Here is a 13313-nt window from a genome sequence, read left to right on the forward strand (position 1 = left end):
TCGAATGGAGCAGCGAATAACCCGGCGTAACGGCCGTCGGACAGCCACTCCACGTAATCGAAACCGGCTCGTTCCGCCGATTCAGTGATTTCGTGACGAGTATTTTTCCGATGCCGTTCCTTGTCCACGACGCGGCACCGCGGCCGTCAGATCAGCTCCTCGACCCCCACCGAGGTCCGCAGCTTCGCCAGGGCGCGGTGCTGGGCCACCCGCACGGCACCCGGCGTCGAGCCGGTCGCCTCCGCCGTCTCCTCGGCCGTCAGCCCGGCGACGACCCGCAGCAGCAGGATCTCGCGCTGCTTGTCCGGCAGCACCCGCAGCAGCTGCCCCAGCCGCACCGAGAGGGAGCCGAGCAGGGCGCTCTCCTCGGGGTCGATGGCCAGCGACGGGCCGTCCGGCACCTCGGCGACCGGTTCGGACCGGTTGCGCGCCGACACCCGGTGGGCGTCCGCCACCTTGTGCGCGGCGATGCCGTAGACGAACGCGAGGAACGGTCTGCCCTGCTCGCGGTAGGTCGGCAACGCGGTCAGCACCGCCAGACAGACCTCCTGCGCCACGTCGTCCGCGGACGCGTACGCGCGTTCATGACGGCCAACGCGCGCACGGCAGTACCGCGCCACGAGCGGACGCACGGACGCCAGCAGCCGTTCCACGGCATGCCGGTCACCCGCGACGGCCTCGTTGACCAGGGAGGCCAGCAGGTCGGAACTTTCCATCTCGTCGGTTTCCCTCTTCGGCAGCGGAAACATCATCATTCGCCACCGAGTCGTCCGGGACCACCACTCGAGAAGGGGAATCTCGAATGTGAACGCTGTCAGGCGGTACGGCGGGCCAGCACGTGCAGGCGGGCGGCGACGTCGCGCAGCGGTGACCGCGTGGCGGCAGCCAGCTCCAGTTCGGCGAGCGCCTCCGCGGCACCGGGGTTGGCGTCGAGCACCACACCGGGCACCAGGTCAGAAACTACGCCGTGACCTTGCAGGATCTCGACAGCCAGACCGGATTCGAGGACGAGTTTCTCGAGACCCGCGACGTCGAACCGGCGCTGCAACGGGTCGCGCGTGCCCGCCAGCTGACCCGCGTCGTCGTCGAGGAGCCTGCGCGCGTCGACGATCCGGCCCGCGATCGCGCGGTGCAGGATCGCGGCGAACCGGTTCGCGACCAGCACCGACACCGCGCCGCCGGGCGTCGCGGCCGCGGCCAGCGCGGACAGCGCGGCCGGTGCGTCGTCCACCACTTCGAGCAGGCCGTGGGCCAGCACCAGGTCGGCCTCGCCCGCGTGCGCGCCCAGCGAGTCCGTGTCGCCCTGGACCGCGTCGATCGTCACGCCGGCCTCACGCGCACGGGTGTGCAGCGTGGCCAGTGCGTTCGGTGAGGGGTCCACGACCGTGACGGCGCATCCGGCCGCCGCGAGGGGCACCGCCCAGACGCCACTGCCCCCGCCGACGTCGAGCACGCGAGGCGGTTCGCCGCCTCTGCGCTCCCGCGCGGCGGCCAGTTCGGCGTCGAGCACCCGTTGTACGGCGTCCGGTCGCATGGCTTACAGAGTAGGAGACCCTAGAGTAGGTCTGTGCATACGGTGTCCGTGCTCAGCCTCAAGGGAGGCGTCGGCAAGACGACGGTGGTGCTCGGCCTCGCCTCGGCCGCCCTCCGTCGCGGCGTCCGCACGCTGGTGATCGATCTCGATCCGCAGTGCAACGCCACGTCGACGCTGGAACCCGAGGAGTCCAAGGCGAGCATCTACGACGTCCTGCAGGACCCGTCGGAGGAGAACCTGGAACAGGCGATCCGTCCGAGCAGGTGGGGTGACGGCATCGACGTGCTGTCCGGGTCCGAGGACGCCGAGCTGCTCAACCACCCGGATCCGAACGAGTCGCGGCTGCACCGCCTGAAAGACGCGTTGCGCACGCTGCGCGACATGTACGACGAGTTCCCCTACCAGCTCGTCCTGCTCGACTGCCCGCCGTCGCTGGGCCAGCTGACCCGGTCCGCGCTGGTGGCGGCGGACCGCGCGCTGCTGGTCACCGAGCCGACGATGTTCGCGGTGGCGGGCGTGCAGCGCGCGTTCGAGGCGGTGCAGAACGAGCGCGAGGCCAACAACGCCGACCTCCAGCCGCTGGGCGTCGTGGTGAACCGGGTGCGGCCGCGGTCGCACGAGCACCAGTTCCGCATCGAGGAGCTGCGCGACATCTTCGGCCCGCTGGTGATGCCGGTGGCGCTGCCGGACCGGCTCGCCGTGCAGCAGGCCCAGGGCGCGTGCATGCCGATCCACGAGTGGGGCACGCCGGGCGCGCGCGAGGTGGCGCTGGCGTTCAACCTGCTGCTCGCGCGCATCCAGCGGATCTCCCGCAGCCGGCGCCGCGCCGTGCACCGCGACTTCGACGACGACGAGATCCAGGAAGCGGTGGATGCCTGAGGGCGACACCGTCTTCCTGGCGGGCAGGCGCATGCACGACGCCCTCGCCGGGAAGACGCTGCTGAAGGGCGAGCTGCGCCACCCCAGGCTGGCCGAGATCGACCTCGCCGGCTTGGACGTGCTCGGCGTGCGCACGTACGGCAAGCACATGTTCACGCACTTCTCCGACGGCACCAGCCTGCGCAGCCACTTCCGGATGGACGGCTCGTGGCACCTCTACCGGCCCGGTGAGCGGTGGCGCCGGCCCGCGCACCAGGCCCGCGCGGTGTTCGAGGTGGACGACCGGCAGGCCATCGGGTTCGCGCTGCACGACATGGAGATCGTGCCGACCGCCCGCGAAGACGAGCTCATCTCGCATCTCGGTCCTGATCTTCTCGCCGAGGACTTCGACGCCGCTGAGGCCGTTCGGCGGTTGACCGCCGATCCTTCCCGGCCCATCGGGATCGCATTGTTGGACCAGCGCGTCATGGCCGGTGTCGGCAATCTCTACCGCGCGGAGGTTTGTTTCCTGTTGCGCGTTCTGCCGACTGCGCCGGTGTCGTCCGTGGACGCCGGTCGCGCGGTCGCGCTGTCCCGAAAGCTGTTGCAGGCCAACCAGTGGCGGCCCGAGCAGTCGACGACGGGCGACCTGCGCATCCAGCACTACGTATTCGAGCGCACCGGCAGAGCGTGTTTGCGATGCCGCACAAGAGTCCGATCGGACGAGATCGAAGGCAGATTCGTGTACTTCTGCCCAAAATGCCAATCCGGTTGAACCGAGACGCTGCTGCGGCCGTGTCCTTCGATATGGCGGTAAATCTGGATGCGCTGCGCCCGGGCTTCACCGACGACCCGTACTCGGTGTTGAAGAGCCTGCGCGAGTCAGGTCCCGTGCACCGGGTCGAGACCCTCGGTGTGCCGATGTGGCTCGTGACCCGGTACCCCGACGTGCGCGCGGCACTGGACAACCCGCTGCTGTCCTCGCACGGCTCCGCGCTCGCCGAACCCCTCCGCGGCCACCCGCACTTCGCGTCGTGGTGGTTCGGCGACCTGTCGGACCACATGATGAACAGCGACGCCCCCGACCACACGCGGCTGCGGCGCGCGGTGTCGAGCGTGCTCACGCCGCGCCGCATCGCCGCCCTGCGCCCGCGGGTCGAGCAGCTCGCCGCCTCGCTGGCCGACGGGTTCGCGGACTCCGGCGGCTGCGACCTGATCGCGGACTTCGCGGCCCCGCTGCCGATCACCGTGATCATGGAGCTGCTCGGCGTCCCCGCGGTCGACCAGGAGAACTTCCGCTACTGGGCCGACGTCGTCACGGGCCTGGCCGACGGTGACGCCGCCTCGGCGCGGGAGGAGACCTCCGGCTACCTGCGCGACCTCGTGGCGCACAAGCGGACGTCCGGCGACGACGACCTGATCGGCGGCCTGGCCCGCGCGACCGGTGAGACGGCGCTGACCGACGACGAGCTGGCGTCGCTGTCGTTCCTGCTGCTCGTCGCGGGCTACACGACCGCCGTCGACCTGGTCGGCAACGGCACGCTCGCGCTGCTGCGCAACCCGGAGCAGCTCGAACTGCTGCAGCGCTCGTCGTCGCTGCTGCCGGGCGCGATCGAGGAGTTCCTGCGGTTCGACGGACCGACCTCGCACGTGCTGCGGTTCGCCGCGCAGCCGCTGACGATCGGCGGTGTGCAGATCCCCGCCGGTGACGTGGTGCTGCTGTCGCTGGCCTCCGCCGAGCACGACGACGCGCGCTACCCGCGGGCCGACCAGCTCAACATCGAGCGGGCGGACCGGCAGCACCTCGCGTTCGGGCACGGCATGCACTTCTGCCTCGGCGCTCCGCTGGCCCGGCTGGAGGGCGACGTGGCGTTCCGGACGCTGCTGGAGCGGTGCGCCGGGCTCGCGCTCGACCCCTCGCAGCCGCTGGGCTGGCGGGTGTCGCTGGGCAGCCGCGGGTTGCGGGCGTTGCCGGTGACGTTCCGGACCAAGCTCAGGATGCCGTTGGACGAGCAGGCGACCATCAAGGTGCCCAAGCCCATGTAATGACGCCCTGAACTGGCGTTATAGGGTGGGCGCGTGGTCTACAAGCAGGTGGTTCGCAGGGCGTTGTTCGGAATGCACGGCGGCGACGCGGAGCGGGTCCACGAGACCACGCTCGCCGTCATGGCCCGGCTGAGCCCGCTGGCGCGGTTCGCCCGCGGCCAGGACAACCCGCGCACGGTCTTCGGCGTCCGCTTCCCCAACCCCGTCGGGCTCGCGGCCGGCCTGGACAAGGACGGGCGCGCGCTGCCGGCGTGGGCCGCGCTCGGGTTCGGGTTCGTCGAGGTCGGCACGGTCACCTGGCACGCCCAGCCCGGCAACCCGAAGCCGCGGCTGTTCCGGCTGCGCGAGGACGAGGCGATCATCAACCGGATGGGCTTCAACAACGCCGGTGCGCAAGCGCTTGCCGCCAAGCTGGACCGGACGCCGTTGAAGGCCCCGCTGGGCATCAGCCTCGGCAAGTCGAAGATCACGCCGGTCGAGGACGCCGTCCAGGACTACCTGAACTCGCTGAACGCCCTGAAGGACCACGGCGACTACTACGCGATCAACGTCAGCTCCCCCAACACCCCCGGCCTGCGCAGCCTGCAGGACAAGGGCGCGCTGACCGAGCTCGTCCAGGCGCTGACGCGGGCCACGACCAAGCCGATGCTGGTCAAGATCGCGCCGGACCTCACCGACGACGCCATCGCCGAGGTCATCGGGGTGTGCGTCGACAACGGCGTCAAGGGCCTCATCGCCACGAACACCACCCTCAGCCGCGAGGGCCTGAAGGGCGCCCATCGGGACGAGACCGGCGGTCTGAGCGGCAGGCCGCTGACTCAGCGCGCGAACGACGTGGTCCGCTTCATCACCAAGAACAGCGACCTGCCCGTCATCGGCGTCGGCGGCATCGCGACCGCCGACGACGCCAAGCGCATGATCGACGCGGGCGCGAGCCTCGTGCAGATCTACACCGGGTTCATCTACGAGGGACCGGGGCTGGTCTCGCGGATCAACCGGGCACTGAGGTGAGCGTGCGCTCGACGTGCTCCCAGCGGCCGACGGGCCGATAGCCGCGCAGCACCGTGAACAACGACCGAAGCACCGCCACGAAGTCCACGAACACGATCACCATCAGCAGCGGGTACGCCAACGGCGCCAAGGCCAGCAACGGCGCCTTGGCGCGCCACGACTCGGTGAGATCGCCGACGATCGTGAACACCGCCACACCCGTGTAGACCGAGCACAGCAGCACGATGCCGGTGAACCAGCCCGTCCGGAACGTCGCGCTGATGACGACGTAGATGAAGAGCGGTTCGAACAGCACCAGCACCTCCCCCGCCGCCGTGTACGGCAGGTGCACCCACGAGAGCAGACGCGAGCACGTCGAGCCGAAGAACAGCGAACGGTGCTTGTAGAACGCCTGCAGCCGGCCGAACTTCCACCGGAACCGCTGCCGCAGCAGGCCCTTGAACGACGGCACCGCCTGCGTGTAGGCGATGGCGTCGGCCGCGAAGATGATCCGCCAGTCGAAGTTGCCGCGCTGGGAGAGGATCTTCATCGAGAAGTCGATGTCCTCGGTCATCGTGTCGGTGTCGAAGTAGCCGCACGCCCGCACGATCGACGTGCGGAACATGGACCCGACACCGCCGATGACGTACTCGCAGTTGAACACCGTGTAGCCCTGCTTGAGGCGGTGCACCACCGCGTACTCCAGGCGCTGCACCCACCCCAGCACGCCGCGCTGCCCGGCGACCTTCACGTTGGCCGCCGCGGCGAGCACCACCGGGTCCGCGAAGTGCGCGACCATCTTCGCGACGGCCGTGCGAGACAACGTCGAGTCGGCGTCCAGCACCATCACGAGCCCGTCGCCGACGAGCCGCATGCCGGTGTTGATCGCCGCCGCCTTGCCCGCGTTCTCCTGCGAGACCACGTGGACGCGGTCACCGAACCCGGCCAGCGCTTCGAGAGTTCCGTCGGTCGAACCGTCGTCGACCACGACCACGGAGACGTCCGGATAGGAGCTGTCCACAACGGACTGCACCGCGCGGGCCACGCACAGTTCCTCGTTGTAGGCCGGGATGACGACCCACACCGGCGGCTCGTACGGCAGCGGACTGGACCTGTGCAACGAGAGGTCGTAGACATCAGCCGCCACGAGGACGACGCACACGCGCACGATGCCGATCATGGCGAGCGGCACCATCAACCACACCAGGGTCGTCATCGGCGGTGACGCAGCAACCGGATGCGGGACGCGACCAGGCTGCCCGTGATGACAGCGCAGGCGAAGAAGAGCACCACGTAGTACGCGGCGACCATGACGAGACTCCCTCCGAGGACCGGATGCAGGATCGGTCCGATGTGGAGGGACGAAAACCACTCGATGGAGTGGGCGCTAGTTACGCCTCGCAGCCCTGAGCCAGCGCATGACCGGGTGCAGGATCACGACGAGCAGCGAGCCCCACACCATGCCGCCCATCTCCAGGTCGCCGATCCCGATGGTCAGGTCGCCGACGCCGGCCACCAGCGCCGCGCCGCCCACCATGGCGTTCGCCGGGTTCGACAGGTCGACGCCGCGGTCCATCCAGATCCGCACGCCGATCAGCACGATCAGGCCGTAGAGGATCAGCGTGCAGCCGCCGAGCACGCCCGGCGGGATGGTGCCGAACAGCGCGATGGCCTTCGGGGAGAACGCCAGCGCCGCCGCGAAGACGCCGGCGAACGCGAACGCCGCCGTCGTGTAGACGCGGGTCACGGCCATCACGCCGATGTTCTCGGAGTACGTGGTCGTCCCGACGCCACCGCCGAGGCCGGACAGGGCCGTCGACAGCCCGTTGGCGATGATCGCGTCGCCGGCGCTGCCGTCGAGGTTGCGGCCCGTCAGCGCGGCCACCGCCTTCACGTGCCCGACGACCTCCGCGACCAGCACGATCACGACGGGCAGCATCAGCAGCACGACGGACGGCCGCAGCTCGGGCTGGTGCAGTTGCGGCAGCCCCACCCAGGCCGCCTCGCGCAGCTCGGTGAACCTGGCCCCGGGCACCGCGCCCGTCAGCACGCCGCCCACCCAGACGGCGACGAAGCCCAGCAGGATCGAGAACCGGAACAGCAGCCCGCGGCCGAGCACGCCGGCCAGCAGGATCACCGCGGTCGTGACGGCCGCGAGCAGGGGCTGCTCGGCGAAGTTCGAGGTGGCCTGGTGCGAGAGGTTCAGGCCGATGATGATCACGACCGCGCCGGAGACGACCGGCGGCATGACCGACTCCAGCAGCCGCACGCCGAGCGCCTTGACCGCGATGCCGACGACGATCACCAGCAGACCGGCGGCGACGACCCCGCCGAGCTGGGCGGCCGTGCCCTGTTCGCGGGCAGCCACCAGCGGCGCCACGAAGGCGAAGGACGAGCCCAGGTAGCTCGGGACGCGGTTCTTGGTGATGACGAGGAACAGCAGCGTGCCCAGGCCGGAGAACAGCAGCGTGGTGGCGACGGGGAGGCCGGTGGCGGTGGGGACGAGCACCGTCGCGCCGAACATGGCGACCAGGTGCTGCACTCCGAACCCGATGGTGAGCGGCCAGCTCACCCGCTCCTGGGGTGCGACGGTTTCACTGTCGGTGATCCGACCGTCCCCGTGCACGGTCCACAACGCCAACGCACTGCCTCCCGGCGTTTCAGCCGGTCTTCCCGCAGACCGACCCCGGAATCCTGCCACGCCATGTAGTGGCTACGGCTAGATAACGGTCTGATAATCACACGATCGCCCTAAAGATCTCCAGAGAGAACCGCCGAATAGGCGCATGTGACTACAGAGAGTTACGTTTCAGTGCGCTGAATAGCCTGAGACGTCCCGCATAGCGGACGCCAGCCCGGCCAGGTGGTCCGTCGCGTCGTCGAGCACCGCGCGCGGGTCCTGGAACTGCGTGCTCGCCGCCAGGGCCTTGCCGGCCTCGGCCACCAACGCGCAGTAGCGGTCCACGCCGTCCGCCAGCTGGATGCGCAGCACCCGCACGCCCTCGACCAGCTGGGCACGCTCCAGGTGCGGCGCCGTGTCCCGGGCGCGCTCCACGGCCTGCAGCTGCCCGGACACCGCGCGGATGGCCCAGGAGGCCTCCTGGGCGGTCTGGCGGGCGTGCTGGACGGACTCGGTGGGCATCGTGGTGAGCGCGGGCGAGTCGAGCTGGCGCAGCAGCTCGGTCATCGCGTCCTCGGCGCTGTGCAGCTTCTCCATCGGCACCCGCGCCGACGAGATGTGCGCGGGCAGCGGCGGCCGGGGCGGCGGTGGCGGCGACAACGCCAGCCGCTGCCGGGCGGCGGTCAGCTCGCGCAGCTTGAACCCGCTGCGCACGGCGAGCAGACCGGGCACGGCCGCGCCGATCGTGCCGCCGACCGCGGCCCACGTGCCGAGCACGCCGGTGAAGCCGAAGACGGCGAGCGTGCCGAAGATGGTGATCAGGATCAGCCAGAACGTGAGCACGGCGTTCGTGCGCTTGCGCTTGCGTTCGAGCTTCGCGACCGGGTCGTTCCACTTCTGCATGCGGTAGCGCGCCTGCTCGGCCAGCGGGTGGCCCTGGAGCGACGCACCCAACTCGCCGACGACCTTGCGGACGATCTCGTTGTTGGGACGGTTTCTCCAGGGCTCCATGATCACCTGCTGACTCCTCCTGCCCCGCTCAGTTCTGAGCCGGCGGGACCTGGTGCTGCGTGGTCTTCTGCTCCTGCTGGACGCGCTGGGCGATCTCGGCCTGGATCTGCGCCGCGGCGCTGTTGCCCGCCGTGACCTGCTGCGGCGTGCCGGCCTGGCCGCCGTGCATGGACGCGCGGATCTGCTCCAGGCGCGACGAGCCGGCGAGCTGGGTGGTCGAGGCCTGCACCTCGAGCATCCGGCCCTGCACCGAGTTCTGGGCGAGCTCGGCGGACCCGAGGGCCGTGGAGTAGCGCTTCTCGATCTTGTCGCGGACCTCTTCGAGCGACGGCACGTTGCCGGGAGCGGCGAGCTCGCTCATCTGGTTGAGCGACGCGGAGACCTGCTCCTGCATCTTCGCCTGCTCCAGCTGGCTGAGGAGCTTGGTGCGCTCGGCCAGCTTCTGCTGCAGCATCATCGAGTTGCGCTCGACGGCCTGCTTCGCCTGCGCGGCGGCCTGCAGCGACTGGTCGTGCAGCGTCTTGAGGTCCTCGATGCCCTGCTCGGCGGTGACGAGCTGGGTGGCGAAGCCCTGCGCGGCGTTCTCGAACTGCGTCGCCTTCTGCTCGTCGCCCTTCGAGCGCGCCTCGTCGGCCAGCACGAGCGCCTGACGGGCGGAGGCCTGCAGCTTCTCCACGTCGCCCAGCTGGCGGTTCAGCTTCATCTCCAGCTGCCGCTGGTTGCCGATGACGGCAGCGGCCTGCTGAGAGAGCGCCTGGTGCTGACGCTGCGCCTCCTCGATGGCCTGCTGGATCTGCACCTTCGGGTCAGCGTGCTCGTCGATCTTCGTCGAGAACGATGCCATCAGGTACTTCCAGAACTTCACGAACGGACTGGCCATCTCCTACGCCTGCCTTCTCGGTGCCGGTGTTGGATCCATCGTCTCAATTGTGCGTCGGCGTATCCACCGACACGGGGAGATATCCGGGAACACCCTGACCCACCCCGGGACTTAGGAGTACACGTCCGACGACGTGCCAATCCTGCCCGCACCCGCGTCCGGGGACGCGGTGACCCAGCGCGCTGTGGCCAAGCCGTTGCCTGGCGTCCGGCACGCTGCCGTCGTTGTCAGTTGAACGTACGACGGGCCGTTCTTGTTGCAGACGGTCACGTGGCCCGGACCACAGACCCCCCGGACGCAGGCGGCCCCGCACGCCTGGTGGCGTGCGGGGCCGGGACGACGGGGTGGTCAAGCAGCAACTACCGCTTTGGGCGTCTCGCCGATCTTGCTGGTGAGCCGGTGGCTCAGCATGGGCTGCAGGCGCAGGTCGGACAGGTCGTCCGACAGCGTGGACGGCAGCACGCGGCCGCCCTCCAGCTTGCCGCGCTCCGGACGTCCGTCCGGGACGGTGTCCGGCACCGTGTCCGGCGTCTGCTGGACGGCGCCGATGTCGGAGGCGACGTGGTGCAGCAGTTCGGACAGCGGCAGTTCCAGTGCTTCGCAGATGGCCGCGAGGAGCTCGCTGGACGCCTCTTTGCGGCCGCGCTCCACCTCGGACAGGTACCCCAGGCTCACGCGGGCGGTCCGAGAGACCTCGCGCAGCGTGCGGCGTTGGTTGGTGCGGGCATGGCGAAGCCGATCACCGATCGCCTCGCGCAGCAGCACGGTCATCGCGCGCCTCCTTCCGGCCGGCCGTGTCCCTACGTTACCGATCGACACCGACAACGGGCAGTGACTTCCGAACACGTCCGCCCAGGGCGAACGAACGGCCGGTCATCGTTTGTTCCCGTCCGGCGTGATCAGCAAGTATTCCGAGAGCAGGACCAGCGCTTTTTCCACGGCTGTGAAACGCACCGCTTTTCTGTCACCACTCACGGTGATCGTCCGCACTGTGGACACTCCAGGCCCGCTCAAGCCGATGTGGACCGTGCCTGGAGCGACTCCGTCCTGCGGGTCGGGTCCGGCGACGCCGGTGAGCCCGATTCCCCAGTCCGATCCGCACCGCGTCCGAGCGCCGTCGGCCAGCTGGACCGCGACGTCCGGGTGCACGGCACCGTGCTCGTCGAGCAACCGCTGATCCACGCCCGCGAGCTCGTGCTTGAGCTCGGTCGCGTAGACGATCAACCCACCGCGGACCACGGCACTCGCCCCCGGTGTGTCGACGATCGTCGCGCACAGCAGACCCGCGGTCAGCGACTCGGCCGTGGCGACGGTCTGCCCGCGCGCTTTGAGCAGCTCGACGACGTCCGTCACAGAACCGCCCTGCCCGCGCGGGCCTTCAACTTGAACGCCCGGATGACGTAGTCGATTCCCGTGACGACCGTCAGGACGAGCGCGACCGCCATGATCACCCAGGCGATGAGCTGGAGCACGTCGTTCTGCGGGAGCACGAACAGCCCGATCGCGATGACCTGGGCCAGCGTCTTGGCCTTGCCGCCGCGGCTGGCGGGGATGACGCCGTAGCGGATCACCCAGAACCGCAGCAGCGTGATGCCGATCTCGCGCACGGCGATGGTGATGGTGATCCACCACGGCAGCACGTCGAGGATGCTCAGGCCGACCAGCGCGGACCCGGTCAGCGCCTTGTCCGCGATCGGGTCGGCGATCTTGCCGAAGTCGGTGATGAGGCCGTGCTTGCGGGCGAGCGTGCCGTCGATGTGGTCGGTGAAGCTCGCGATCGCGAAGACGGCGAACGCGATGAGCCGCCACGTCGTGTCGAAGCCGCCCGCTTCGAACAGGGAGAACAGGAAGACCGGAACGAGTGCCAGCCGCGCCATCGTGAGGACGTTGGCGACGTTGAGCAGCGGGACCTTCCTGGCCTCTGTCATGTCGGGATTACCTCGACGATCAGGTCGACGCCCTCGGAGTCGACCACGCGGCACCGCACGAAGTCGCCGCGCTTGAGCCCCTCCGCCTCCAGCACGATGCACTCGCCGTCGACCTCGGGAGCCTGGTGCTCGGCGCGGCCGACGCAGTCGCTCTCGTCGTCCTCCTCGGTCTCGATCAGCACCGTGACCTCGGTGCCGACCCGGTCCTCGGCGCGCTGGCTGGTGAGCTCCTCGACGAGGTTGCCGATGCGCTGGACGCGTTCGGCGACGGTGTCCGCGTCGAGCTTGCCCTCGAGGCCCTCGGCCTCGGTGCCGTCCTCGTCGGAGTAGCCGAAGATGCCGACGGCGTCGAGGCGGGCCTCGGTGAGGAACCGCTCCAGCTCGGCCAGGTCCTCCTCGGTCTCACCGGGGAAGCCGACGATGAAGTTGCTGCGGATGCCGGCCTCGGGCGCGTGCTCGCGGATCTGCCAGACGAGCTTGAGGAAGCTGTCGGTGTCGCCGAACCGGCGCATGCGGCGCAGCACGTTCTCGCTGGAGTGCTGGAACGACATGTCGAAGTAGTTCGCGACCTTGTCGGTCTTCGCGATGGCGGCGACGAGGCTGGGCTTGGTCTCGGCGGGCTGCAGGTAGCTCACGCGCACCCGTTCGACGCCCGGGATGGACGCCAAGCGCGGCAGCAGCTGCTCCAGCGCGCCCTGCTCGCGCGGCAGGTCCTTGCCGTAGCTGGTGGAGTTCTCGCTGACGAGGAACAGCTCCTTGACGCCGTTCTCGGCGAGCCACATGGCCTCGGACACGACCTCGTCCGGGTGCCGCGACACGAACGCGCCGCGGAAGCTCGGGATGGCGCAGAAGCTGCACCTGCGGTCACACCCGGACGCGATCTTCAACGGCGCCACGGGGGCGTCGTCCAGGCGCTTGCGGGGCGTCTTCGTGGGACCCCAGCCGTGGCCGGGCACCTGGACCGCGTCCTTGGCGTCCTGGCGCTTCACCGGCGTGATGGGCAGCAGCGTGCGGCGGTCCACCGGCACGTGCGACTCGACGGGCTTGCCGTGCAGCACGTCCTGCAGCCGCTCGGCGAGGTCGTTGTACTGGTCGAAGCCGAGGACCGCGGCCGCCTCGGGGAGGCTGTCCGCGAGCTCCTTGCCGTAGCGCTCCGCCATGCACCCGACCGCGACGACCTTGGCGCCGGTGTCGGACGCGGCGAGCAGCGTGTCGACCGAGTCCTTCTTCGCCTGCTCGACGAAACCGCACGTGTTGACGACGACGACGTCCGCGCCCTCGTCCACCAGCTCCCAGCCGCCTTCGCCGAGCCGCCCGGCGAGCTCTTCGGAGTCGACCTCGTTGCGGGCGCAGCCCAGGGTCAGCAGCGACACGCGTCGCGGAGTGGTGGGAGAAGACACGGCGCTCAGAGTAACCGGCTCCGGTCCCCGGGTCTGAACCGCGCCG

The 13313-nt window shown here is 69.8% G+C and carries 14 protein-coding genes; 4 read left to right on the forward strand and 10 right to left on the reverse strand.

From position 1 onward, the window contains the following. Positions 1–146 precede the first annotated feature (146 nt). Together VF330_RS19290 and VF330_RS19295 are read right to left on the reverse strand one after the other, a co-directional pair. The gene (locus tag VF330_RS19290) at positions 147–716 is read right to left on the reverse strand and encodes a sigma-70 family RNA polymerase sigma factor (protein ID WP_330853020.1); all 570 of its coding nucleotides are present in this window, start codon (positions 714–716) and stop codon (positions 147–149) included. A gap of 98 nt (positions 717–814) precedes the next feature. After that, a complete protein-coding gene (locus VF330_RS19295) occupies positions 815–1534 on the reverse strand; it encodes a class I SAM-dependent methyltransferase (protein WP_330853021.1) in 720 nt (239 codons plus the stop codon). Positions 1535–1567: 33 nt separating this feature from the next. Here VF330_RS19295 and VF330_RS19300 point away from each other — a divergent pair, with 33 nt between their 5' ends. From VF330_RS19300 to VF330_RS19315, 4 genes are read left to right on the forward strand one after another with little or no spacing between them, the layout of a single operon-like run. After that, positions 1568–2413: a ParA family protein gene (locus VF330_RS19300; protein ID WP_330853022.1), complete on the forward strand. Its 846-nt coding sequence runs from the start codon at positions 1568–1570 to the stop codon at positions 2411–2413. Then, on the forward strand, positions 2406–3167 hold the full coding sequence (locus VF330_RS19305; protein ID WP_330853023.1) for an Fpg/Nei family DNA glycosylase: 762 nt from the start codon (positions 2406–2408) through the stop codon (positions 3165–3167). Before VF330_RS19300 ends, VF330_RS19305 begins: the two co-directional genes overlap by 8 nt. Before the next feature lie 32 nt (positions 3168–3199). Further along, entirely contained in the window at positions 3200–4438 is a 1239-nt protein-coding gene (locus VF330_RS19310; protein ID WP_330853024.1) for a cytochrome P450, read from the forward strand. A gap of 33 nt (positions 4439–4471) precedes the next feature. Then, positions 4472–5449 carry a quinone-dependent dihydroorotate dehydrogenase gene (locus tag VF330_RS19315; RefSeq protein WP_330853025.1) on the forward strand — a complete coding sequence of 326 codons (978 nt, stop codon included), beginning with the start codon at positions 4472–4474 and terminating at the stop codon, positions 5447–5449. Here the strand turns inward: VF330_RS19315 and VF330_RS19320 are convergent. From VF330_RS19320 to rimO, 8 genes are all read right to left on the reverse strand, one after another. Then, the gene (locus tag VF330_RS19320) at positions 5430–6644 is read right to left on the reverse strand and encodes a glycosyltransferase (protein ID WP_330853026.1); all 1215 of its coding nucleotides are present in this window, start codon (positions 6642–6644) and stop codon (positions 5430–5432) included. The two genes, VF330_RS19315 and VF330_RS19320, sit on opposite strands and share 20 nt — an antisense overlap. A 171-nt stretch (positions 6645–6815) precedes the next feature. After that, the gene (locus VF330_RS19325) at positions 6816–8000 is read right to left on the reverse strand and encodes a uracil-xanthine permease family protein (RefSeq protein ID WP_330853027.1); all 1185 of its coding nucleotides are present in this window, start codon (positions 7998–8000) and stop codon (positions 6816–6818) included. 237 nt (positions 8001–8237) lie between these two features. Further along, a complete protein-coding gene (gene pspM / locus VF330_RS19330) occupies positions 8238–9059 on the reverse strand; it encodes a phage shock envelope stress response protein PspM (RefSeq protein ID WP_330853028.1) in 822 nt (273 codons plus the stop codon). Positions 9060–9087: 28 nt separating this feature from the next. Then, the gene (locus VF330_RS19335) at positions 9088–9939 is read right to left on the reverse strand and encodes a PspA/IM30 family protein (RefSeq protein WP_330853029.1); all 852 of its coding nucleotides are present in this window, start codon (positions 9937–9939) and stop codon (positions 9088–9090) included. 348 nt (positions 9940–10287) lie between these two features. Next, the gene (locus VF330_RS19340; protein ID WP_090050735.1) at positions 10288–10710 is read right to left on the reverse strand and encodes a helix-turn-helix domain-containing protein; all 423 of its coding nucleotides are present in this window, start codon (positions 10708–10710) and stop codon (positions 10288–10290) included. Between the two features lie 102 nt (positions 10711–10812). Further along, positions 10813–11292 carry a CinA family protein gene (locus VF330_RS19345; protein ID WP_330853030.1) on the reverse strand — a complete coding sequence of 160 codons (480 nt, stop codon included), beginning with the start codon at positions 11290–11292 and terminating at the stop codon, positions 10813–10815. Continuing rightward, a complete protein-coding gene (gene pgsA, locus VF330_RS19350; protein WP_330853031.1) occupies positions 11289–11867 on the reverse strand; it encodes a CDP-diacylglycerol--glycerol-3-phosphate 3-phosphatidyltransferase in 579 nt (192 codons plus the stop codon). Before pgsA ends, VF330_RS19345 begins: the two co-directional genes overlap by 4 nt. Further along, positions 11864–13267: a 30S ribosomal protein S12 methylthiotransferase RimO gene (gene rimO / locus VF330_RS19355; protein WP_330853032.1), complete on the reverse strand. Its 1404-nt coding sequence runs from the start codon at positions 13265–13267 to the stop codon at positions 11864–11866. Before rimO ends, pgsA begins: the two co-directional genes overlap by 4 nt. Positions 13268–13313 lie beyond the last annotated feature (46 nt).

Origin of the sequence: Lentzea sp. (assembly GCF_036380075.1) — a bacterium.
Taxonomy (GTDB): domain Bacteria; phylum Actinomycetota; class Actinomycetes; order Mycobacteriales; family Pseudonocardiaceae; genus Lentzea.